Origin of the sequence: Bacillus sp. FSL K6-2869 (assembly GCF_040869405.1) — a bacterium.
Lineage (GTDB): Bacteria > Bacillota > Bacilli > Bacillales > Bacillaceae > Bacillus > Bacillus altitudinis.
In genome coordinates, this window is sequence record NZ_CP152035.1 from 2711627 (window position 1) to 2733883 (window position 22257).

The following is a 22257-nucleotide window of genomic DNA, read 5'->3' on the forward strand; positions in this document are numbered from 1 at the left end:
CTCCTTAAACAGATGATTCATTCTTCGTTGCTTGAAGAGAGGCATTTTTTCTCGCCTTTCTCCCTTTTAACCAATGGACAAGTAATCGAATGGCTGCAAGCATAGCATGTCCAATCCGAAAATAAGCTATACATGCAAAGTGTGTCTGTGACACATTGTGCTGAAAAGCGGGAATCACTTCATAGACGGGTTTGTGCTTAAAGGTGAGATGCTCCTGCATAAAGGCAAGAAGTGCTCCTTTGACTGACCACACACCACCGGCTGCTACACCTGTTAAAGCTGCGTCATGAAAACCAATCCATGTGGACCAGTGAAATGAGACGATTTTTATATGAATGAAAAACGTTCGCATGATCCGGTTTAGATCGACAATTTCTTTTGTAATACGCTCCATTTGATGAAGGATTTCCTTTACATCACGTTTTCCCACTTTTTTATGCATGGTTTCTTTTTCTTGATTAGGCGTTTTGGTGCTGGCCATTTTCTTTTCACGAATATCAATCGTTTGATCTTCCGTATTCACTTTCACCATCGGAATGTCTTTCTTCAGTCTGACGATTCCATATAACGTGATGATCTTCACCGCAATATGGTCATTGTCATTTGCATGTGAATAGTCCAGTGAAATGGTCACTTTCATAAAGATCAATAAGATCACAAGGAACAAAAAAGCTGCGATCCAAACGTACAGCACTGTGCTCACTTCCTCCATAACAAATGATGCTTCCACTACGATTATGGCTCTCCTTCTGGATTTTATACCCAATCACCAAAAAAAAGAGTTTGACCGGTACTCGGCCAAACTCTCTTTGATTATGCGTTTGATTCTGTTTTTTCATATAAATGTTCATGAACAACCACCGTATCTGCAAAGTAGTCATGAACCCCTTGCTTTTTCGGCGTGAACCCAACCACAGCATAGAGAACAAAAAGCGTATTAATATATCGCCCCACAATTTCTCTAAAGAAAATGACATCCCATGGCAGCTTCTTCTCCGGCTGAAGTGAGACGACTTTGATTCCAAACACCATCTTTCCAAGTGTTTGTTGGAAAATCTTCGTCATGATCGCAAAATAAAGCAGAAAAACAATTGTCGTTGTGACGGAAAATGGGGAAAACCAGCCTCCACCTTTTGACCAGCCAAAGAGACTAAAGATTGGAGAAACCGTCAAATGGTTAACACCCCATACGACGAGCCAATCTAGGATAAATGCCCAAAATCTAATCCAGAAACCTGCAAAAGCCTGCGCTTCAATTGAAGTGCGCTTCGCAAGAGTCGGCCTTGATTCTCCCTCTTGGCTGCGACTTTCCGTTACTTCATCGAATGTAGAATCCATCTATGATCCCTCCTTTATTTTGAATAGAGATACATCGGTTTAGACCCATTTGAGCCAGCCAGTGTTTCTTTTAAGTTCAGAAAATCAATTTCGCTTTTAAAGAGCTTACTTGCACTCATATTGAAAAGAGAGTTCCAGCCAAAGCTTTGTGAATAGCTGATCACTGTCGCTCCTTTTAGGCCTTTTTCATTTTTCTTCATTGCTTTTAGAGCATCTTCATAGTACCCAAGCTCATCCACTAATCCGTTCGATTTCGCCTGTGTTCCGTCATAGATTCGGCCGTCAGCAATTTTCTTGACGTCCTGCTTAGACATGCCACGTCCTTCTGAGATGACTTTCACAAAGCCTTCATAGGAGTTGTCAACCATGCTTTGCATGATGTCTCGCTCATCTTTTGTCATATCACGATTTGGGGACATGATGTCTTTGAATTTTCCACTTTTAATGGTTTCATATTTGATGCCTAAATTATCTGCCAGCTTTGCATAATTCAAACTTTGCATGATGACCCCGAGAGAGCCTGTTAACGTTTCAGGTGAAGCAAAGATTTTTTTCGCTGGAGTGGATACATAATAGCCGCCAGAAGCCGCCATTGAACCCATAGAAACATAAATTGGCTTCTTCGCTTTCTTTACTTCTTCTAATTTTTTATGTATTTCAGCACTTTCATAGACACCGCCGCCAGGAGAGTTGACGCGCAGCAAGACACCTTTCACAGACGCATCGTCTTTTGCTTTATCTAATTCTTTTAAGAACGCACGATGATCATATGCTTCCCCGCCTAGAAGGCTGGATGCACCGCCGTTATCTTGAATCGTACCATTAATCTCAAGTACAGCAATTTTACTCGCACCGCTGCCATCTTCTAGTACCTTTTCTTCGATTTCGTCCCCGAATTGATAGCTCATCTTATTATCATTGAAGCTTTCATACAAGGCCGTCGTGATACTAATCACAATCGAAAAGCCGAAAACACCAAGTGCAATGATTAAGGCTACCCATCTTTTCGCATTCATTTCTTTCTCCTCCTTTTTGTCTCACTTCGTTCATACGAATACACACATGAAATGTTTCACAGGAACTGTGGTTTTTTTACATTTCATTTCAACATATGATAGCATCGATGTGAAATGACGATCAACTTTACATCTTCTATCATTTGCTCATCATGACGAAAAATTGGTTATTTTATCCTCTTCCTACATCTAATAGATCAGATCATCTCCACAACGAAACGCCCAGACCTCTCTAGCCTCCAAAATGAGCTATTAAATTATGCTCAAAGTCAGCGTTGTCTAATCACTTACAATGACTCATTTCTCAAATGGAAGCCTCTATCATGATGAAGCCTCTTTCTAATATTTTTACTTTCATATGAAAAAAGTGTAAAATGTGAGCAAGGGTTTTCTATGTAAGCCCTTTATTACTCGAAATCTATTTTTGACAACAAAGGGGAGAACGTCAATGACAGACAATCGTCGCAATGTATTTTTCTTTTACAAAAAAGATCATGAATTGGATGGACACATTTCTTCTCTGGAGAAGCTCGCTACCGATCAAGGCTTTCACGTCGTAAAGCGTGCAGAAGATGCCCATATCATTGCTTCAATTGGTGGAGATGGTACATTTCTTCAAGCGGTTCGCAAAACGAACTTCCGGGATGACTGCTTGTATGTAGGGGTATCAAAAACAGAGAATTCGCACCTATACTGCGATTTTTCGTTAGAACATTTTGATAAAATGATTGATGCCATGAACACTGAACAGATTGAAGTGAGAAAATATCCGATCATCGATGTAAGCGTTGACAGTACAAACCAGTTCCATTGCTTAAACGAACTGTCGATCCGCTCAAGCATCATTAAAACATTTGTCATCGATGTGTATATAGATGATTTCCATTTTGAAACCTTTAGAGGCGACGGGATGATTATTTCCACTCCAACCGGTTCAACGGCCTACAATAAATCGGTCAACGGCGCCGTGGTGGATCCGATGCTTCCGTGTATGCAAGTAACCGAGCTGGCATCGCTGAATAACAACTCATACCGTACACTTGGAGCTCCTTTCATTTTAAGCAGTGACCGCAAGCTGACACTAAAGGTTGTTCAGGACGGTAACGACCATCCGATTATCGGTCTTGATAACGAAGCGCTAGGTACAAAACATGTCAAACAAATTGATATTGGCCTTTCTGGTAAAGTGATCAAAACGGTCAAATTAAAAGATAACTCCTATTGGGAAAAAGTAAAACGCAGATTCCTTTAATCAAAAAGCTCCTTTAAGGGGCTTTTATTTTCTTTTCAGCGTGATAGAAAACCTTTGAAGTCTAGGAAGAGTGAGCACCGGAACGGAGCGAATTTGACATTCGTGAGTACCGGAGCGCAAATCTGACACCGAATGCGAGGGTTTGTCTACACGCTGAAAGCTCCTTTACGGGGCTTTTTTTCATGCCTTTTCATTCAAGGTCATGGTGTCTTTGAAAAGATATGGTATGATGTCACAAGTATACATGTACGAAAAGGAGAACACGATGCCATTACAACATTTTGATCAATATCCATTAAGCGATGAATTGAAACAAGCGCTAGAAGCGCTTCATTTCCATACACCTACACCCGTCCAGCACGAGACATTATCCGTTGCTTTTTCAAAGCAGGACCTCATTGTCAAATCTCAGACAGGCAGTGGCAAAACAGCAGCCTACGGTCTGCCAATTTGTGAAATGGTAGATTGGGCTGAGAATAAACCTCAAGCCCTCATCCTCGTCCCAACAAGAGAACTTGCCATGCAGGTCAAACAGGATCTGACCAGCCTCGGACGATTTAAACGAATCAAAGCGGCCGCCATTTATGGAAAAGCTCCATTTCAAGCACAAAAAATAGAGCTTTCACAAAAGAACCACATTGTGTGCGGAACGCCAGGACGAATATTGGATCACCTTGAAAAAGGGACACTTTCTTTAGACAATCTGTCATTTTTCGTGTTAGATGAAGCAGACGAAATGCTGAACATGGGATTTATTGATCAAGTCTCTTCTATTATTCAGCATCTGCCGCCAAAGCGGATGTCGATGTTATTTTCAGCGACGATGTCTGATGAAATGAAGGATTTGAGTGAGCAGTTTTTACAATCGCCAAAAGTGATAGAGATTGCTCGGGAGGAAACGACGAAGCAGCATATCACCCACACCTTGATTGAAACCGAGGAAGAAGGCAAGTTTTCATTACTTCAACGAACAATTGTCATTGAAAATCCAGATAGCTGTATTATTTTTTGCAATACGCAGGAGCGAGTGAATGAGCTGACGATGAAGCTGGATGAGTGGGATGTTCCTTGCGATAAGATTCATGGCGGGATGAGGCAGGAAGACCGCTTTGCTGTCATGGATGAATTCAAAAACGGGGAATTCCGTTATTTGATCGCAACAGATATTGCAGCCCGAGGAATTGATGTCAGTGATATGACACATGTCATTCATTACGACTTGCCATATGAAAAAGAACGCTATATTCATCGGACCGGAAGAACTGGCAGAGCGGGTAAAAGCGGAAAAACGATTGCGTTTATGACAAGGCACGGGCAAACGCTCATTGAAGAATTAAAAGAGGAAGCTGACATTCATTTTCAAATTCAGCCTTATCCTACAAAAGAAGAAGCAGAACAGCATGTGGCAAGCTTTGAAGAAAAAATTGAAACACCGATTCAAAAGGAAAATAAGCAGGCCGGCATAGAGAAAGATATTATGAAGCTTTATTTTAACGGCGGGAAGAAAAAGAAACTCCGGGCAGTTGATTTCGTTGGAACAATCGCCAAAATAGATGGCGTTGCGTTTGATGACATTGGGATTATTACCATTCAGGAAACGAAAACATATGTCGATATTTTAAATGGCAAAGGCCCTCTTGTGCTAAATGCCATGCGTCACACAACGATTAAAGGCAAGCAGTTAAAAGTACATGAAGCACGTGCATAAAAAGTGAAGGCTAAGCGCCTTTACTTTTTTTATTTAAAATAAAATAAGCTTACAACCCTTGAACCATCAGCCTTTCCCGCGTCCAACATGACAAATGTCATATTGAATACATGATGGGTGCTACTATGAGCATGACACCTTTCCTTCTATACTTTGAAGTAGAAAGAAACGGAAAGGACTTGAACGTTCATGACGACTTCAACAAACACACAGCAGCAAGCCACTTTAAGAAAACAAGTTGGCCAATTCTCTGGTGCTAATTCGAAAAAAAGTATCATTCAACTCTTTAATACATTCATTCCATTTTTGGGGCTTTGGTTTCTTGCCTATTATAGCCTGAACATCTCCTACCTTTTAACCCTCTTCTTTGCGGTGATTGCAGCTGGTTTTTTAGTACGTGTCTTTATTATTTTTCACGACTGCTGCCATCAATCCTTTTTTAAACAGAAGCCGCTGAATCACCTGTTCGGTTTTGTAACGGGCGTACTCACCCTTTTCCCTTATCTTCAATGGCAAAGAGATCATTCAATTCACCATGCCACAAGCAGTAATCTAGACAAACGAGGTACTGGCGACATTTGGCTCCTGACAGTCAAAGAATATCAAGAAGCATCAGCTTGGACGAAATTTCGCTACAGATTTTACCGTAATCCTTTTGTGATGTTTATTTTAGGACCGATCTTTGTTTTTCTCTTAAAAAACCGTTTCAACGTCAAAAATGCTCGTAAAAAAGAGCGCTGGAACACGTATTTCACAAACGTGAGCATCATTGCACTAGCAACTGCAACATGTCTTCTTTTTGGCTGGCAGGAGTTCCTGCTTGTCCAAGGTCCAATCTTCCTGATCTCAGGATCAATCGGCGTATGGCTGTTTTATGTGCAGCATACATTTGAAGATTCTTACTTTGAAGCAGATGAACATTGGAATTATGTGCAGGCGGCAGTAGAAGGCAGTTCTTTTTACAAATTACCAAAGCTTCTTCAATGGTTAACAGGCAATATCGGCTATCACCATGTTCATCATTTAAGTCCGAGGGTACCGAATTATCACTTGGAGCATGCACATGATCATAGTGAGCCGCTTCAAAATGTTCCAACCATCACTTTAAAAACAAGTATCGAATCAATGAAATTTAGACTTTGGGATGAAGAAACGAAAGCATTCGTTACCTTTAAAGAAGCACGGCAATCTAAGAAGATGCCCGCACCTGTCATTAAAGGAGACATTCTGAAGAAAAATGCATAATTGGTGCAAGCTCTTTCTTACTCTAGAAGGAGCTTGTTGCCATTTACAGGATGCAACCGTAAGTTGGATTTGATAAAGTAAGGAAAAGAACGAAAAACGGAAAAGGTGGCACACGGATGAAAAAACAGTTTAAAATTCAAAAATTGCATGGGATTTCCCCCTATATATGGGCCATTTTTTTCATCCTGCCCTTCTATTTTATCTTAAAGACGCCTACGACTTTAGGTATTGTCATTGGCATTATTTTGAACGTGGTTTTTTTCGGAGTGTATCGTTTTGCCTTTGTCGCAAAAGGCTGGTCTTTATATGTCTTCGGTCTTTTATTGATTGCGATTTCTACAGGCTATGTGATGCTCTACAGCTATATTTATTTCGCTTTTTGCATCGCCTATTTCAATGGGCACATTAAAAGAAAAGTCCCTTTTTATATCTTATACTATATTCATCTAGGGAGCGCCGCCGTAGCAGTGAACTTTAGCTTGATTTTAAAAAAGGGATGGTTTCTCACACAAATTCCTTTTGTTGTGATCACACTTATTAGTGCCATTCTGCTCCCTCTCAGCATTCGAAGCCGAAAAGAACGTGAACGCCTTGAAGAGAAATTAGAAAATGCCAATGAACGGATCGCCGATCTTGTCAAACTTGAAGAAAGACAGCGCATTGCTCGTGATCTACATGATACACTTGGACAAAAACTCTCTCTTATCGGTTTAAAGAGTGACCTTGCCCGTAAACTCGTGTATAAAGACCCTGAACAGGCACGCGCCGAACTAAAAAGCGTCCAACAGACAGCTAGAACGTCTCTAAATGAAGTGCGGAAAATTGTTTCTTCCATGAAAGGTATTCGGATCAAAGATGAGATATTGAACATCAAGCAAATCCTTGAAGCCGCCGATATTGACATGATTTATGATGAAAAGGAAGCGCCGAAACACATCTCTCTTCTGAACGAAAACATTTTGAGCATGTGCATCAAAGAGGCCGTAACGAATGTCGTCAAACATAGCGACGCCACTGTCTGTCAAATCACCATTCATCAAAAGTCAAAGGAAGCTGTCATTACAGTTGAGGATAACGGCACATTTAAAGGCGGTGATCCATCCTCTCAAACAAAGGGACATGGCCTTTTAGGGATTAGAGAAAGATTGGAATTTGCAAATGGACGCCTGCACATTGAAACAAAAGACGGGACGAAGCTGATCATGAGTATTCCAAATGATTCAGCAGCGAAAGATAAGGAGGAAATAAAATGATTAACATCTTTATCGCAGAGGATCAGCAAATGCTGCTCGGTGCTCTTGGATCGCTTCTTGATTTAGAAGACGATATGACCGTTGTTGGAAAAGGGACAAACGGCCAGGACGCCATTGATTTTGCTCAAAAACATCCGGTCGATATTTGTTTAATGGATATTGAAATGCCCGGGAAATCTGGGCTCGACGCCGCTGAAGAACTCAAAAAATCTGATGTGAAGATCATCATCTTAACAACCTTTGCCCGTTCCGGCTATTTTCAAAGAGCGCTGAAAGCTGGCGTTAGCGGCTACATGCTGAAAGACAGCCCAAGCGAGGATTTGGCAAGTGCCATCCGCAGTGTGATGAAAGGGAAAAAGGTGTACGCCCCTGAATTAATGGAAGACTTGTACAGCGACGAAAATCCTTTAACTGAACGAGAAAAGTCGGTTCTAGAACTCGTCGCAGACGGAAAAAACACAAAAGAAATCGCCAAGGAACTCAGCATTAAAAGCGGCACTGTCCGAAACTACATATCCGTTATTTTAGATAAACTAGAAGTCAAAAACCGAATTGAAGCCATCACTCGTTCCAAAGAAAAAGGCTGGTTTAAATAAGAAAAAAGATCAGGTCATACACTGCCTTGATCTTTTTTTCTTTTTATCAGAATTCCTCTATCCACTGCTAAAATATCATTGACAACAAACCTCACTTCTATGGTATGATATCTGAGTGATAATAATTATCATTATCACTCATACAACCAAATACACGGCTGATGTGCCGATTTCAAAGGAGTTTACATTCATGAAGAAAATATTGTTCCCTCTGATGCTCATCTTCGTACTTGCGTTGAGCGCATGTGGCAATAGCAGCAACTCTTCCTCAAATAAAGGAAAAAATCAATCAACGTCATCAGACACGATTACATATCAATCTGAAAATGGACCTGTGAAGCTGCCAGCAAATCCAAAACGTGTTGTTGTTCTCGCCTCTTATACAGGAAATGTCTTGTCACTTGGTGTGAACCTTGTGGGCGTTGACTCTTGGTCAAAAAAGAATCCACGTTTCAAAAAGAAATTAAAAAATGTGGAAGAAGTATCCGATGAAAATGTAGAAAAAATCATGAAGCTAAAGCCTGATGTCATCATCGGTTTAAGCGGTGCAAAAAATGTAGAAAAACTGAAAAAAATCGCCCCTACCGTTTTATTCACGTATAACAAAGTCGATTACCTTCGGCAGCATATTGAAATTGGAAAAGTCTTAAACAAAGAAAAAGAAGCAAAAGCATGGGTCAAGGATTTCAAACAGCGTGCAGCTGAAGCTGGCAAAGAAATCAAAGCAAAAATTGGTGAAGATGCAACCGTATCTGTCTTTGAAAGCGGCACAAAAGATCTTTACGTCTTTGGAGATGCGTGGGGTCGCGGAACAGAAATCCTCTACCAAGCAATGAAACTAAAAATGCCGGAAAAAGTAAAAGAAAAAGCATTAAAAGCTGGTTATTATGCGGTATCACAAGAGGTCATCCCTGAATTTGCCGGAGACTATATGATCATTAGCAAAAACAGCGAGATGGACAATTCCTATCAAAACAGTGAAATCTATAAGTCCATTCCTGCTGTGAAAAAACATCGTGTGTATGAAGCAAATGCGGAAGAGTTTTACTTTAATGATCCACTCACACTTGAATATCAATTATCATTCTTTAAAAAGCACTTTTTAGGTAAATAAACCGAAGCAAGGGATCTCTTCCCTTGCTTTTTTGCTGTCTGCTTCTAGCGGGAGTGCCTGTTTTCCGCTACAATGATGTACAAGTAATTCAAAAAGTGTGGTGCTCGTTTTGTTTAAAATTTTGCTGATTGAGGATGATACAACCCTCTTCCAAGAAATCAAAGAACGTTTAGTCAACTGGTCTTATGATGTGTATGGGATCAACAATTTTCAACAGGTCATGCAGGAGTTCACTTCCATCCAGCCTGATTTAGTCATTATTGATATTCAACTGCCAAAGTACGATGGCTTTCATTGGTGCCGGATGATTCGGCATCATTCTAATGTGCCCATCATCTTTCTTTCCTCTCGTGATCATCCTGCTGATATGGTCATGTCGATGCAGCTTGGAGCTGATGATTTTGTACAAAAGCCCTTTCACTTTGACGTTCTCATCGCCAAAGTAAGTGCTGTTCTTCGCCGAGTCCATGATTATAATGCGGAACCAGCCAACTTAAAAGTCTGGTGCGGCGCTACCCTTGACCTCGAAAATAATACAGTGACAAATGAAAACGGTGAGATTGAATTAACAAAAAATGAGTTTTTTATTCTAAAAGAATTAATTCAGCATAAAAACCATATCGTCAAAAGGGAATCTCTCATCCAAGCTTTATGGGACGATGAACGATTCGTGAGTGACAATACACTCACTGTAAACGTCAACCGCCTTAGAAAAAAACTAGACGAAATCTCCCTTGGCGCCTTCATTGAAACAAAAGTGGGTCAAGGTTATCTTGCAAAAGAAAAGGATGATCAATGATGCTGCAAGCATTTCTAAAAGAACGACGAAGCTGGATCTTGTTCTTTCTTAGTTTGCAGCTTCTCATTCTCTTTGTTGCATATTTGGATACAACAATTCCACTCGCTTCTCTTTTTTATATCGTGCTTTTGTCTACATTACTCTTCATTGTTTTTCTTTTTTTTCGTTATCGGAAAGAAACTGCTTATTACATGCAACTGAAAGAATGGGATGAAAACATAGACCATCAAATACGTCTCAAACCCTCTTCCCCCTTTGAACAAATTGTACAGGAGGCAGCGTCAGAGCAAATTGACCGATACCGCCAGATGACGGCTAAGCAAAAGACTGCGCTGGAAGAAGAAAAAGATGAACTGCTCTCATGGATACACGAGGTGAAAACGCCGCTCACGGCGATGCACTTAATGATTGACCGCATAACAGAACAGCCGCTCAAATCAAATATGACATATGAATGGCTTAGAATACATTTACTCCTTGATGCACAGCTGCATCAAAGCAGGATCCAACATATTGAAAATGATTTATTTATTGAAAAACTGGATCTCCAAAACATGCTAACGAAAGAAATCAAAGCGCTCCAATCGTGGTGTATGCAAAAAGGAATTGGCTTTGACCTTTTATTAGAAAAGCGAGACGTATTAAGTGATACAAAATGGTTATCCTTTATGATCAGACAAGTGCTGACAAACGCCGTCAAGTACAGCCAATCATCTGACATTATCATCGAAAGCAAACAAATGAACGAACAAGTGGTGCTCACCATCACAGATCAAGGCAGAGGAATTGACCCAAGAGACGTGTCCCGTATTTTTGAAAAAGGCTTTACCTCCACAAGACATCACAATGACACGGCCTCCACAGGCATGGGGCTCTATTTAACAAAAAAGGGAGCTGACGCTCTTCATATCACAATCGAGGTCAACTCCACATTAGATCAAGGGACAACTTTCACCTTTATCTTTCCGAAAAAGAATGATTTTGTGCATATTGCAAGCATGTGAACATGCAGTTCAAGAAACCCAATCTCTTCATCCAACGATGCATTGAAGAGATTGGGTTATTTTATACAGCCATATCACGCTACTTCACGGCATATTTCTCCTAGCTGTTTCCTTCTATAAATACTCATTAGCAGCCCGACTGACATCATTTCTAGAAGAATATGAGATCCCCCATAGCTCATAAAAGGCATGGAAACTCCTGATATAGGCAATAATCCAAAGTTTGTGAAAATACTTAAGATAAATTTTGCTGCAAATGTGGTTGCCAAACCAATCATTAACATCTTGCCATAAGCAGATTGAACTCGTTTCGCTGTATGAACTACTCTATAAATCAAAGTCACAAACAAAATAAAAACGGCCAATCCTGCAAACCATCCGAATGAATAAATGATATACGTCAACATCCAATCAGTGTGAACATCATACAATGCGTACGGATTTATCTGAAAACCATTTGAGCTAAATTCATGAAGTGAGTATTGGTAAAAGTGAGACATATCAGCTTGATAAAGAGAAAATAATTGAACAATGAGATAGACAACACCTGCTGCTGTAAACGGAATAAGCTGTCTCATTCTTGCATGAGATACATACATCATCGTTATGCATATGACCATAAAGGTGATGGTTGCAGAAAGAGATCCGACTATATGTAATAAAATAATAGGTAAAGTGACAATCGCTAATCCTAACCAAGACTTGAAACCATTCTTCCAGTTCCAAGATTGGTAAATGCCCGCTAACGAAATAATCATCAGAAATGGAAAAATTTCAGTCAGATTGATCGATCCATTATTTAAGCTTAAAAAAAGAATACCGTTCACTCTTGTCCCAATCATCATTGTAAGAATCAGCATTCCAATCGTTCCTATGTATAAATGCCATGAATAGGGTAAAAATCGCCGATAATCAAAAGCAAACAGTCCAAGCATCAACGCAAGACCAAATACATAGTAAATGAGACTTTTATAAAAGATATTCGTGTCTTGAAAATGCAGTAAATGAGAATGAAACTGAAAATAATACATCACAAACAGCCCAAATGAACAAGTAGCTAGTACAAGAAGTATCGTTTTAAAGTCCACTTGAGTTTTGTGTGTTTCATGGAGCTGCATTCCGAGTATGGCTGCATCTCCAATTTGATCGAGCGCTTGATTTACCGCCTCTTCTTCTGACATGCCCGCACTTACCGCTTCCTCTTTCAGCGTGTATAAATGATCACGAAGCTCAAGCTTTATACTTGCATGTACGTCTTTATTTTTGATTCGTTTACACACATTTTTGATATATTGTTCAAACTTTTTCTCTAGTCCCATACGACTTTCTCCCCATTCAAAACGCCATCTACTGCATCTTTGAAGACATTCCATTCTTCCTTCTTTTCCTTCATAAACGCTTTGCCCTGTTCATTAATCTTGTAATACTTCCTTTTTCGATTGCCATTCCCTTCGCCCCAGTAAGACACAATGAATCCTTTCCCCTCCAAAGTGTGCAAAATAGGATAAATGGTTCCCTCTTTGAAGCTAAAAATCCCTTCGGATTTCGACTCCAATTGCTTAATCATTTCATATCCATACATTGGTTTTTCACTTAACAAGCTTAAAATAAGGGTAGCAGTACTCCCCTTTAGAAGCTCTTTACTCACTTTCATCCATCGTCACCTCTAATACATAGATTTACTATGCATATATTTGATATGCATATCTTACATGAAATCACATACTCTGTAAAGGTTCATCAGAAAAAAACAAGAAATTTGTTACATCATAGCGAAAAACAGATAAAATAATTGAATAACAATCTGAATTCTACATAAGGCTTTGACATATAAAACAAGCATGTGACAACAATGTCACATGCTCGTCTGTTTTGTTCGCCAAATCGCAGGAAGTCTGATCGGCTTCTTTTTATACTAGAGATATCAATTAAATAAAAAAGGGGTTCGACAGATGAACATTTTAGAAGCTCGCAAGTTATATAAAAGCTATGGAAATAAATTTAATAAACAAGAGGTGCTGAAAGGCATTGATTTGACGATAGAAGCTGGAGAATTTGTCAGCATCATGGGGCCATCAGGCTCGGGGAAAACGACCCTTTTGAACGTATTGTCATCGATTGATCATGTGTCCAGCGGATCGATTCGGATCGCAGATGCAGAAATGACGCAAATGAAAGATCAGCAGCTTGCTGAATTTAGAAAAAAACAGCTTGGCTTTGTTTTTCAGGATTATAACTTACTTGATACACTCACAGTTAAAGAGAACATCCTCTTGCCATTATCCATCTCCAAAACGCCTAAAAAAGAAGCTTTTGAACGCTTTCAACAGCTTGCAGAGGATATGGGGATTTATGAACTAAGAGACAAATATCCAAATGAACTGTCTGGGGGACAAAAGCAACGGACATCTGCGGTACGTGCCTTTATTCATGAACCAAGCCTCATTTTTGCTGATGAACCAACCGGAGCACTTGATTCCAAATCAGCGTCTGACTTACTGAACAAGCTGCAAGAATTCAATCACAAGCGCAAAGCAACCATTGTCATGGTGACGCATGACCCTGTTGCAGCCAGTTATTCAAGACGAGTGATTTTTATCAAAGATGGACAGATCTATACACAATTGAATAAAGGCGCACTAGAGAGAAAGATGTTTTTCGAGGATATTATGAAAACGCAAGGTGTTTTAGGCGGTGTGAAGCATGAACATTAATCAGCTCGTCTTCCGCAATCTGAAGAAAAACTTAAAAAATTACTATTTATACGTGTTTGCACTTGTATTTAGTGTGGCGCTCTATTTTTCCTTTGTCACCTTGCAGTATTCACCAGCACTTGATGATGTGAAAGGGTCTATTAAAGGCGGTGCGTCCATTAAAGCCGCTTCTATTCTGCTGATCGCCATCGTCGGTATCTTCCTTTTATATGCAAATAGCATTTTCATCAAACGTAGAGGAAAAGAAATCGGTCTCTTGCAGCTCATTGGAATGACGAAACAAAAAATTGCCAAGCTGCTCCATGCAGAAAATTTTATCCTCTATATGATTTCGATGGCTATTGGAATATTGGCCGGATTTATCGGTTCAAAGCTGATGCTGATGGTTCTATTTAAAGTGACAGGTGTTCATGCAATTGCCAATCTTCATTTTTCTGGCACGGCTCTTTTGCAAACAATCATCGTGTTTCTCTTGATTTATGTTGTCATCATGCTAAGAAATAGACGTTTTATTCAGAAGCAAACGATCTTAGCTTTGTTTAGAACAACCTCTTCTACAGAGCAGCGTATTAAAAAAATCTCTGTCTTTGAAATCATCATCGGGGTTCTAGGCATTGCCTTTATCAGCTCAGGCTATTACATTTCTTCTCAGCTTTTTAATGGCTCATACACATCGATGTTTTCGTTATCTTTAGCCATGATCTATATTTTAGGTTCTGTCATTATTGGTACTTTCCTTTTCTATAAAGGCTCTGTTTCATTTATTGCCAATATCGTACGAAAAAGAAAAAATGGCTACCTTGCCATTCATGAAGTCTTGTCTTTATCGTCGATCATGTTCCGTTTAAAATCAAATGCATTGCTGTTAACGATTATTACTACCGTATCTGCACTTGCCATCGGTTTGTTATCACTCAGCTATATTTCCTACTACTCAGCAGAAAAAACAGCTGAACAGCAAATTCCACCACATTTTGTCATGGGATCAGAGAAAGATGCTGGCACATTCACTCGTGCACTTTCTGATCAGCATATTGCCTATGAGAAAAAGCAGTTCGAGGTCATTCAAGCCGATTTTGATGCAAATCAAATCATCGATACGAAGTTAAGCAGTGTGAATAAAGCTCCAGGAGTCTTAACACTACCTGTGATCAGCGAGAAAAACGTACCAAATATTCATGTGGAGAACAACGAAGTCATGTTAAGTGGCTACAATGATTTATTGAAAAAATTCATGCCGATTAAAAGCTCTGGTGATGTGAAACTTTTAATAAAAAAACCAATTGATTTAAAAGTAATTGATATGAAAAAGGATCATTTAATCTCTTACCAGTTTACTTCTGGCGGCCTGCCTGTTGCTGTCGTCAGTCAAAACGTCTTTGAGCAGCTGGATCAAAACAAAGATCCTAAACTGCAGCTTGAGAATAACCAATATATTGCGATCAATATAAAAGATGAGGGAAAAGTTGAACAAGCCAATGACGTCTTTATGTCTGCGAAATTGAGTGATGAAAGCATGTCTAGATTTGCTACCACTCAGCAGCAAAAACAAACCATCGGACTGATGATGTTTGTAGTTGGATTTTTAGGCCTCAGCTTCCTTGTGACATCAGGCTGTATTTTATACTTCAAACAGATGAATGAGAGCGAAGAGGAACAAAGCTCATACACGATTCTGCGTAAGCTTGGTTTTACGGAGACAGATCTCTTAAAAGGCATTCGGCTCAAACAGCTTTTCAACTTTGGCATTCCGCTTCTCGTCGGGCTCTTGCACAGCTACTTTGCTGTACAATCTGGCTGGTTTTTATTTGGCAGCGAACTGTGGACACCTATGCTGATTGTCATGACGATTTATACCGTTTTATACTCCGTCTTCGGATTCCTATCTGTCCAATATTATAAAAAAGTCATTAAAGAATCGTTGTAAAGTATTCCCCATAGGCACTGGCCTATGGGGATATTGCACGTCATGTTGTTGATTCAAACTGATGCGATAAAATATGATCTCTTGCCGCATAAGCTTTTTGTTTGATCTCTTCTACGTTCACTCCAACTAGCTTCCCATTTTGTTTCACTGCTTTTCCAGCCACATAGACAGAATCAACATTTGAAGGGTGTGCCGTTTGCACAACTGCTCCAGCTGGATCTGTCATCGGAAGAAGATTCATGCTTGTCCGATCGATCAAGAGAAAATCAGCTTCTTTTCCAGGTGTGAGTGAGCCAATTTTGTCATCAAGCTTCAAGGCACGAGCCCCATTTATTGTGGCTGCTTCAAGCATTTGCTGTGCAGACAATCCAAGTTCAGGCCCTGGCATCGTCCCTTCCATCAATAAAGATTGATTTTGAATCGCCCGCTCCGCCTGTAGTCCGAATTTCATTTGGGTAAATAAATCTCCGCCTGTCGCTGTCACCACATCTACACCAAGCGTTGGCAGAACGCCATTTTCAATGGCGAGCCCTGTGACAGGATATCCGTGTCCCATCATCATTTCAATCTCAGGTGTAATTGAGATAGAGCTTCCGCTGTCAGCTAACATCTTCATTTGATCTGCATCAATTGCATTGATATGCACCATATTCAAATCAGGCCCGAGCAGCCCTGCTTGATGAAGCCGCTCAATCGATCGATCCGCCGCTCCCCAATTTCCAAAGCCAATGTGCATACTGCATAATGCATCTAGTGATCTCGCTGTTTCAATTTCAAAGACGGTCGTCTCCCATGAAGAAAATTCAGGTCCACGAATGGCAAGTCCCATCGTCAACAGCTGATCCGATGATTGAAAATGTTTTTGTTTCACGCGGGCTGCGTCTTCCATATTCGTGAGCGTACTCTCTCTGTCCCAATACGCTGCATCTCCAGAGGTACCAAAACCAAAGACCGCTCGAATACCCGCATCTTTTAAACCTCCAATGAGTTCTTCTGTATGATCCATAGAATTGATCATCGTCCAGTCGAAAAATGTGGTTACTCCTGCATCTAATGCCTCTAATGCGCCTAAATAATTAGCAATTCGATCATCTGATGGACGTCTCATCGCCCCATAATTGCCATAATAAATTTTGCTCAAATACGTTTGCAAAGACCAATCTGTTCCGATTCCCCGTATGACAGACTGCCACACATGACGATGGGTATCCACAAGCCCTGGCATGATGACCATGTCAGACGCATCAACAACATCAGCACCGCTTACTTCAATCGAAGGTCCGACTTCTAAAATATGTGCCCCTTCAATTAATAGATCTCCCTTCTCCAGAAAACCTAAAGATGGATCAAGTGTGATAAGAGCCGCATCTTTAAACAATGTTTTCTTCATCCATATCCCCCTTTTCAAATAAAGAGAATGAGTCACTCACTCTCTCTGTCATTTTAAGACATAACAGGTTCAAATTAGAAGAAAAGTGACTCAAGGAATGTGGTTTTATGAGCTGATATTCCGAAAATAGTTGTATATCCGTTTTAATTTCACGTCATGCTTCCCTTTTGGACTTTCCATCATGCCAAATTCAAAGAACTTCACCGGTTTAATCCCGACATATTGCAAAAGAGCTCGTTTCATTAACACCTTGTGGGCATTCTGCAAAAAGAAGAAAGGGTAGTGGGTCGGTCCTTGCATTGTCGATACACATACAGCCCTCTTTCCTTTTAACAAGCCTTCTGGAAGCAGCCCGCCTGTTTGACGGTAAGCAAAATTCGCTGCAAACATGCGATCAATAAAACCAAGTAGCATGGCTGGCGGTCTCCCCCACCAAATCGGATAAACAAACACGATGTTGTCTGCCCATTTGATTTTCTCTTGATATTCTTGAATCTCAGGGTCCTTATGCATATCACGTCTTTTTTTCTCTTCATTAAAAATAAGTACAGGATCAAATTTGTCTTGGTATAAATCTATGATTCTCACTTCTTGAACGTTTGGATTTTCTTCACTGCCCTTTAGGATTTCTTTAAAAAAAGCACCATTTAAACTATTGTGATGGGGGTGAGTATAAATAATGAGTACATTCATGACTTGGCTCCTTTAGTTATCATTTGATAACCAAAAGCATACACCCCTCTCATTTAGTTGTCAAATGATAATTGTTTTTTGATAACAAATTTGATATAGTATGTAGGAGGTGAAAAATGATGAAAAACCCACATTTTTTCAAAGAGTTTGTCACATTTGCTTCTACTTTTTCTGAGCTGAAACATGCTATGATGAGCAAGATCAAACCATCTGATCTAACCACTCTACAATATTTGATTCTGGAGCAGTTAGCCGTCAGTGAGCCGCTAACACCTAGTGAAATCGCCGATTGTCAGCACATGTCTCTTCCGAATGTCAGCAGAGAATTGAAAAAACTTCACGAAAAACAATTCATTGATAGACAAGAAGATAAAGATGACAAGCGAAAACATGTCATTATGCTGTCTAAAAAAGGCCGTGCGTGCATGGACAAAGCATTTCAACAAATTGAATCCATGCTCATGGACAGCCTTTCTTCCTCTGACCAAAATCAAATGGATGATATCGTACAAGCTCTCCGTCTATTAAATCAAACCATCTTCAAAAAATGATCGAATGAAAAAAGCATGAGCGTATCGCTCATGCAAATGATTTTTGAACACATTAGTAAAGAGATGCCAAAAGATACGTGATGAAACCTACTATTGGAATAATCGGGATCATCAGCTTCAATGTTTTATTCGTATTCTTATATAAATTCCACAACAAGACTGGTACACCAAACGTCAATGTATCAAAGACAGCAAGCACTGCCCCTTTACGCTGTTCTTTATGAGCCATTTGAAAACCTCCAATTCACCAAACTTTTTTCACACAATAACCTGCTATCCCAGCCGATATTCCTGCATTAATGACTGTACATGCTATACAACCAACAGGTCCTGTTAAACAAACATAATAACAAGCCCCAAGAACCATTGAACGAAGCGGAAGAGATTCATTCGGGCCACTTTTCTTTTTTAAACAACTCCAAAATTTGTTCCAATTAAAGCTCGTTTGAATTTCCGAATCTTCAGCATTCATAATTTTTCTATTTAATTCCATCATATCTTTTTTCGCACCGTTTTCACCATAGGTAAAAGATCCTTTTAAAAACTCCCCATTTGGATTGATATGAAACTCATTCTTCAACTTTCCATTTTGAATGAAATATGAGTGTAAATTACCTTGCTCATCGTATTCCGCAAGTTGAATATAATGGGACTTTATCTGACTTAGTGAAATTGAAATAAATGATGCTGTGCTTACTAGCTGATTATCTGCTTTCTTCTTTGTTAGATAAAAATAAACAACATTCGCTTTAGCATCATTCAAATGAACTGCTACACTTTCTCCATTTAATTGATACCCTTTTTTGTAGGCTATTTCTTTTGCCTGTAAAAATTGAAAGCTCTTTTTTGTTTTTTTTATGAGCCTTTCAGCCACTTTATTGTTTTGTATCTTTTCAAAAGGCATATCCTCTTCTATGCTAACAGCTTTCCCCACAGGATATTGTCCGCATAGAAGTGAAATGAATAATAAAACAACAAGCATCTTCCTTACTTTCATTATGTAGCCTCCTTTAATAAATCCCATAAAAATTATACCTTTTTATGGAAAATGGCATAAGAGGCTTATTTACCAAAAAAAACCACTATAAATAATGTAGCATATCTCCTACTTGATATCATTTCCTTCAGGTAATTGAATCGTCAGCATGTCTGATAAAAATGAACAGGATGTAACTGAAGCTTCTCCCGAGATAGTAGTCAACAAAAAAGCGCCAGATGTTTTCCATCCAACGCTTCTTCAAATGACATGTTCAACATCACGTCTCTTTTGCTCTATGTATCCTTTATCCAATAAGCTGATAGGCGATATATAATGCAACTAGCCAGATCATGACCGCAGAGGCTTTATTGATCCGGTTCATCCACTTGCCGTTTGTATCTAGCTTTCCTAACATTTTCCCGAGAAGGGCAAGACCCATAAACCATAACCACGAGACAATGATACAGGCTGCGGTAAATGCCACCTTTTCCGCCCCATGATATTGAAGAGAGTTCGTTCCTATCACTCCTATTGTATCGAGAATCGCGTGAGGATTTAAAAGTGAAACGGAACAGGCAAATATGATTTGTTTTCTCACAGGCATCAGGTCTATCGTTTCTTGATTACCTGTTGCGGAGCTCGTGTTCCAAACCGACCAACCCATATAAAGTAAAAAGAAAAATCCAATGATAAAAAGACCCATTTGCAAGATAGGAATGGTGAGTACAACAACCGAAACCCCAATGACAGCTAAAGTAATTAAAAGTGTGTCGCAGAGAGCAGCTGTAATGACCACAGGCAGTACGCGATATAATCGAGGCTGAAGGGCTCCTTGCTGAAATACAAATACATTTTGTGCGCCCAAAGGTAAAATAAGACCAAAGGCAAGCACAATCCCATGAATTATCGCAATCGACATTTTCAGAACATTCTCCTTTTCAAGTCATCCTTACACATTTTAACATAAAACATCATGAACGAATTTTACATATTTGATTTGTCCAATAAAAAAAGCGCTGGATGATTTTCCATCCAGACGCTTATTGTTTCTACTGTTATGATGATTTTCGTGCAAGCTCTCTTTCTCTCAGCTCAACACGTCGAATTTTCGCTGACGGAGTTTTTGGTAGCTCGTCAATGAATTCGATTTCTCTTGGATATTTGTACGGTGCTGTTGTATTTTTCACGTGTGTTTGCAGTTCTTTAATCAGCTCATCGCTTTGTGCAGATGCATCACGCAGGACGACGTATGCTTTCACGATTGATCCTCTGATTTCATCTGGACTTGCCACAACCGCACATTCTTTCACTGCTGGGTGTTTAATCAGTGCATCTTCGACTTCAAATGGACCAATTGTATAACCTGAGCTGACAATGATGTCATCCCTGCGGCTTTCAAACCAAAAATACCCGTCTTCATCTTTTTTCGCACGGTCACCGGTAATAAAGTAATCCCCGCGGCGCTGCGCCTTTGTACGCTCTGCATCTTTGTAGTATTCCTTGAATAAAGCCGGCGTTTCAAGATGAACGGCAATGTCACCTATTTCTCCTGGAGCACAGATCTGGCCATTCTCATCAATGATCTCTACTTCATTGCCTGGTGTTGGTTTGCCCATGCTGCCTGGCTTGATGTCCATTCCTTTCAGCACCCCGACTAGCAGCGTGCTTTCTGTTTGCCCGTAACCATCTCGCACTTCGATATCGAAATGTTTTTTGAACGTATCGATGACTTCACGGTTGAGCGGCTCTCCCGCAGAAACAGCACTATGCAATTTTGGTAGCTCGTACTGACTGAGGTCATCCACTTTTGCCATAAATCGATATTCTGTTGGTGTACAGCATAGAACATTGATTTCATTTTTTTGAAGCAGCTCTAAGTACGTATTCGGATTAAATTTCCCTCCATAAACAAAACCTTCTGCTCCGCTTCCTAAAACAGATAAGAGAGGACTCCACACCCATTTTTGCCAGCCTGGTCCTGCTGTTGCCCATACTTTATCCCCTTCATTAATGGAGAGCCATGCTTTGGCCGCAGTACGTAAATGTGCATACGCCCAGCCGTGTGTATGAACAACCCCTTTTGGGTTACCTGTTGTGCCTGATGTATAAGAGAGAAACGCCATGTCCGTACGTGTTGTGTCTGCCAATTTCAACTCGCTTGACTGCTCTTCCTTTTGCGCAACAATGTTTGTCCAGCCATGATCATTCTCACCAATCGAGAATGTTTTGAAATCTTTTGGCTGGTTGGTTCCTTCAAACGATTGAATGAATGATGCGTAAACAATCGCTCCTTTTGCTTCTGCATGTTCAATTCGGTAATCTATATCTTTAGCGCGAAGCATTTCTGAACAAGGAATTACAACCATTCCTGTTTTTAAAATGGCTAAATAAATGCTGTATGCCTCTAGCATACGAGGTACCATCACAATGATTTTATCGCCTTTTTTAAAGCCTGCATTTAATAGAACATGACCAATTTTATTCGCCTCTTCCACTAATGCTGCATATGTCACATGCGCTTCATGGCCATTTCCGTCCTGCCAGTGCAGGGCGATTTTCTCCTGGTCATGACTGAACGCTTCAATCTCACTGACTAAGTTATATTGTTCTGGTGCAATTAAGTCTTCTCTTTTCATGGTACAGCTCCTTTTAGCCTCTTTCTATGAAACGAATCATGT

General features: G+C 40.0%; 22 protein-coding genes. 11 read left to right on the forward strand and 11 right to left on the reverse strand.

Annotated elements, in window-relative coordinates; all coding sequences use genetic code 11:
• Window positions 1–4: 4 nt before the first annotated feature.
• From MHI58_RS13980 to sppA, 3 genes are all read right to left on the reverse strand, one after another.
• The gene (locus MHI58_RS13980; RefSeq protein ID WP_041506808.1) at window positions 5–712 is read right to left on the reverse strand and encodes a DUF2953 domain-containing protein; all 708 of its coding nucleotides are present in this window, start codon (window positions 710–712) and stop codon (window positions 5–7) included.
• A gap of 101 nt (window positions 713–813) precedes the next feature.
• Window positions 814–1338, reverse strand: coding sequence for an RDD family protein (locus tag MHI58_RS13985; protein ID WP_008343136.1), 525 nt, complete (start codon window positions 1336–1338; stop codon window positions 814–816).
• 14 nt (window positions 1339–1352) lie between these two features.
• Window positions 1353–2354 carry a signal peptide peptidase SppA gene (gene sppA, locus MHI58_RS13990; RefSeq protein ID WP_024718673.1) on the reverse strand — a complete coding sequence of 334 codons (1002 nt, stop codon included), beginning with the start codon at window positions 2352–2354 and terminating at the stop codon, window positions 1353–1355.
• 448 nt (window positions 2355–2802) lie between these two features.
• Between sppA and MHI58_RS13995 the strand changes: the two genes are divergently transcribed.
• The 8 genes from MHI58_RS13995 to MHI58_RS14030 all read left to right on the forward strand — a co-directional run bounded on the left by MHI58_RS13995 (window position 2803) and on the right by MHI58_RS14030 (window position 11325).
• On the forward strand, window positions 2803–3606 hold the full coding sequence (locus MHI58_RS13995) for an NAD kinase (protein WP_008343132.1): 804 nt from the start codon (window positions 2803–2805) through the stop codon (window positions 3604–3606).
• A 265-nt stretch (window positions 3607–3871) separates the two neighbouring features.
• Window positions 3872–5314, forward strand: coding sequence for a DEAD/DEAH box helicase (locus tag MHI58_RS14000; protein ID WP_045034155.1), 1443 nt, complete (start codon window positions 3872–3874; stop codon window positions 5312–5314).
• Window positions 5315–5503: 189 nt separating this feature from the next.
• The gene (locus MHI58_RS14005; RefSeq protein WP_007501745.1) at window positions 5504–6559 is read left to right on the forward strand and encodes a fatty acid desaturase; all 1056 of its coding nucleotides are present in this window, start codon (window positions 5504–5506) and stop codon (window positions 6557–6559) included.
• A gap of 116 nt (window positions 6560–6675) precedes the next feature.
• Window positions 6676–7812 carry a sensor histidine kinase gene (locus MHI58_RS14010; protein ID WP_041506724.1) on the forward strand — a complete coding sequence of 379 codons (1137 nt, stop codon included), beginning with the start codon at window positions 6676–6678 and terminating at the stop codon, window positions 7810–7812.
• Window positions 7809–8408, forward strand: a complete 600-nt coding sequence (locus MHI58_RS14015; protein WP_007501749.1) for a response regulator transcription factor — start codon at window positions 7809–7811, stop codon at window positions 8406–8408. Before MHI58_RS14010 ends, MHI58_RS14015 begins: the two co-directional genes overlap by 4 nt.
• Window positions 8409–8598: 190 nt before the next feature.
• Window positions 8599–9522: an iron-hydroxamate ABC transporter substrate-binding protein gene (locus tag MHI58_RS14020; protein ID WP_045034156.1), complete on the forward strand. Its 924-nt coding sequence runs from the start codon at window positions 8599–8601 to the stop codon at window positions 9520–9522.
• Window positions 9523–9631: 109 nt separating this feature from the next.
• Complete coding sequence (locus tag MHI58_RS14025; protein WP_025207787.1) at window positions 9632–10321, forward strand: response regulator transcription factor; 690 nt, start codon at window positions 9632–9634, stop codon at window positions 10319–10321.
• Window positions 10321–11325 (forward strand): sensor histidine kinase, encoded by a 1005-nt coding sequence (locus MHI58_RS14030; RefSeq protein ID WP_045034157.1) that lies wholly within the window; start codon window positions 10321–10323, stop codon window positions 11323–11325. Before MHI58_RS14025 ends, MHI58_RS14030 begins: the two co-directional genes overlap by 1 nt.
• A gap of 74 nt (window positions 11326–11399) precedes the next feature.
• Here MHI58_RS14030 and MHI58_RS14035 read toward each other — a convergent pair whose 3' ends face one another.
• Window positions 11400–12644 (reverse strand): FtsW/RodA/SpoVE family cell cycle protein, encoded by a 1245-nt coding sequence (locus MHI58_RS14035; protein WP_045034158.1) that lies wholly within the window; start codon window positions 12642–12644, stop codon window positions 11400–11402.
• Window positions 12635–12979, reverse strand: a complete 345-nt coding sequence (locus MHI58_RS14040; RefSeq protein ID WP_045034159.1) for a PadR family transcriptional regulator — start codon at window positions 12977–12979, stop codon at window positions 12635–12637. Before MHI58_RS14040 ends, MHI58_RS14035 begins: the two co-directional genes overlap by 10 nt.
• A 298-nt stretch (window positions 12980–13277) precedes the next feature.
• Here MHI58_RS14040 and MHI58_RS14045 point away from each other — a divergent pair, with 298 nt between their 5' ends.
• Entirely contained in the window at window positions 13278–14039 is a 762-nt protein-coding gene (locus tag MHI58_RS14045; RefSeq protein ID WP_007501759.1) for an ABC transporter ATP-binding protein, read from the forward strand.
• Window positions 14029–15966: an ABC transporter permease gene (locus MHI58_RS14050; protein WP_045034160.1), complete on the forward strand. Its 1938-nt coding sequence runs from the start codon at window positions 14029–14031 to the stop codon at window positions 15964–15966. The genes MHI58_RS14045 and MHI58_RS14050 overlap by 11 nt, the downstream gene beginning before the upstream one ends.
• A 40-nt stretch (window positions 15967–16006) precedes the next feature.
• Here MHI58_RS14050 and MHI58_RS14055 read toward each other — a convergent pair whose 3' ends face one another.
• Both MHI58_RS14055 and MHI58_RS14060 read right to left on the reverse strand, forming a co-directional pair.
• Window positions 16007–17356 carry an amidohydrolase family protein gene (locus tag MHI58_RS14055; protein WP_045034161.1) on the reverse strand — a complete coding sequence of 450 codons (1350 nt, stop codon included), beginning with the start codon at window positions 17354–17356 and terminating at the stop codon, window positions 16007–16009.
• Between the two features lie 105 nt (window positions 17357–17461).
• Entirely contained in the window at window positions 17462–18049 is a 588-nt protein-coding gene (locus MHI58_RS14060) for an NAD(P)H-dependent oxidoreductase (protein WP_017358293.1), read from the reverse strand.
• A 119-nt stretch (window positions 18050–18168) separates the two neighbouring features.
• On the opposite strand from MHI58_RS14060, the gene MHI58_RS14065 reads away from it, so the two are divergent.
• Window positions 18169–18600, forward strand: a complete 432-nt coding sequence (locus tag MHI58_RS14065) for a MarR family winged helix-turn-helix transcriptional regulator (RefSeq protein WP_045034203.1) — start codon at window positions 18169–18171, stop codon at window positions 18598–18600.
• 52 nt (window positions 18601–18652) lie between these two features.
• Here MHI58_RS14065 and MHI58_RS14070 read toward each other — a convergent pair whose 3' ends face one another.
• The 4 genes from MHI58_RS14070 to MHI58_RS14085 all read right to left on the reverse strand — a co-directional run bounded on the left by MHI58_RS14070 (window position 18653) and on the right by MHI58_RS14085 (window position 22215).
• Complete coding sequence (locus tag MHI58_RS14070) at window positions 18653–18829, reverse strand: hypothetical protein (protein ID WP_008356320.1); 177 nt, start codon at window positions 18827–18829, stop codon at window positions 18653–18655.
• Window positions 18830–18844: 15 nt separating this feature from the next.
• Window positions 18845–19597 carry a hypothetical protein gene (locus MHI58_RS14075; RefSeq protein ID WP_045034162.1) on the reverse strand — a complete coding sequence of 251 codons (753 nt, stop codon included), beginning with the start codon at window positions 19595–19597 and terminating at the stop codon, window positions 18845–18847.
• A gap of 286 nt (window positions 19598–19883) precedes the next feature.
• Window positions 19884–20498 carry a LysE/ArgO family amino acid transporter gene (locus tag MHI58_RS14080; protein ID WP_025207793.1) on the reverse strand — a complete coding sequence of 205 codons (615 nt, stop codon included), beginning with the start codon at window positions 20496–20498 and terminating at the stop codon, window positions 19884–19886.
• A gap of 136 nt (window positions 20499–20634) precedes the next feature.
• Window positions 20635–22215, reverse strand: a complete 1581-nt coding sequence (locus MHI58_RS14085; protein WP_025207794.1) for an acyl--CoA ligase — start codon at window positions 22213–22215, stop codon at window positions 20635–20637.
• Window positions 22216–22257: the final 42 nt, after the last annotated feature.

Excerpts from the sequence above, each read along its gene's own strand:
- MHI58_RS13980 (WP_041506808.1), bottom strand. The coding sequence starts at position 712 with ATGGAGGAAGTGAGCACAGTGCTGTACGTTTGGATCGCAGCTTTTTTG.
- MHI58_RS13985 (WP_008343136.1), bottom strand. The coding sequence starts at position 1,338 with ATGGATTCTACATTCGATGAAGTAACGGAAAGTCGCAGCCAAGAGGGA.
- sppA (WP_024718673.1), bottom strand. The coding sequence starts at position 2,354 with ATGAATGCGAAAAGATGGGTAGCCTTAATCATTGCACTTGGTGTTTTC.
- MHI58_RS13995 (WP_008343132.1), top strand. The coding sequence starts at position 2,803 with ATGACAGACAATCGTCGCAATGTATTTTTCTTTTACAAAAAAGATCAT.
- MHI58_RS14000 (WP_045034155.1), top strand. The coding sequence starts at position 3,872 with ATGCCATTACAACATTTTGATCAATATCCATTAAGCGATGAATTGAAA.
- MHI58_RS14005 (WP_007501745.1), top strand. The coding sequence starts at position 5,504 with ATGACGACTTCAACAAACACACAGCAGCAAGCCACTTTAAGAAAACAA.
- MHI58_RS14010 (WP_041506724.1), top strand. The coding sequence starts at position 6,676 with ATGAAAAAACAGTTTAAAATTCAAAAATTGCATGGGATTTCCCCCTAT.
- MHI58_RS14015 (WP_007501749.1), top strand. The coding sequence starts at position 7,809 with ATGATTAACATCTTTATCGCAGAGGATCAGCAAATGCTGCTCGGTGCT.
- MHI58_RS14020 (WP_045034156.1), top strand. The coding sequence starts at position 8,599 with ATGAAGAAAATATTGTTCCCTCTGATGCTCATCTTCGTACTTGCGTTG.
- MHI58_RS14030 (WP_045034157.1), top strand. The coding sequence starts at position 10,321 with ATGCTGCAAGCATTTCTAAAAGAACGACGAAGCTGGATCTTGTTCTTT.
- MHI58_RS14035 (WP_045034158.1), bottom strand. The coding sequence starts at position 12,644 with ATGGGACTAGAGAAAAAGTTTGAACAATATATCAAAAATGTGTGTAAA.
- MHI58_RS14040 (WP_045034159.1), bottom strand. The coding sequence starts at position 12,979 with ATGAAAGTGAGTAAAGAGCTTCTAAAGGGGAGTACTGCTACCCTTATT.
- MHI58_RS14045 (WP_007501759.1), top strand. The coding sequence starts at position 13,278 with ATGAACATTTTAGAAGCTCGCAAGTTATATAAAAGCTATGGAAATAAA.
- MHI58_RS14050 (WP_045034160.1), top strand. The coding sequence starts at position 14,029 with ATGAACATTAATCAGCTCGTCTTCCGCAATCTGAAGAAAAACTTAAAA.
- MHI58_RS14055 (WP_045034161.1), bottom strand. The coding sequence starts at position 17,356 with ATGAAGAAAACATTGTTTAAAGATGCGGCTCTTATCACACTTGATCCA.
- MHI58_RS14060 (WP_017358293.1), bottom strand. The coding sequence starts at position 18,049 with ATGAATGTACTCATTATTTATACTCACCCCCATCACAATAGTTTAAAT.
- MHI58_RS14065 (WP_045034203.1), top strand. The coding sequence starts at position 18,169 with ATGAAAAACCCACATTTTTTCAAAGAGTTTGTCACATTTGCTTCTACT.
- MHI58_RS14070 (WP_008356320.1), bottom strand. The coding sequence starts at position 18,829 with ATGGCTCATAAAGAACAGCGTAAAGGGGCAGTGCTTGCTGTCTTTGAT.
- MHI58_RS14075 (WP_045034162.1), bottom strand. The coding sequence starts at position 19,597 with ATGAAAGTAAGGAAGATGCTTGTTGTTTTATTATTCATTTCACTTCTA.
- MHI58_RS14080 (WP_025207793.1), bottom strand. The coding sequence starts at position 20,498 with ATGTCGATTGCGATAATTCATGGGATTGTGCTTGCCTTTGGTCTTATT.
- MHI58_RS14085 (WP_025207794.1), bottom strand. The coding sequence starts at position 22,215 with ATGAAAAGAGAAGACTTAATTGCACCAGAACAATATAACTTAGTCAGT.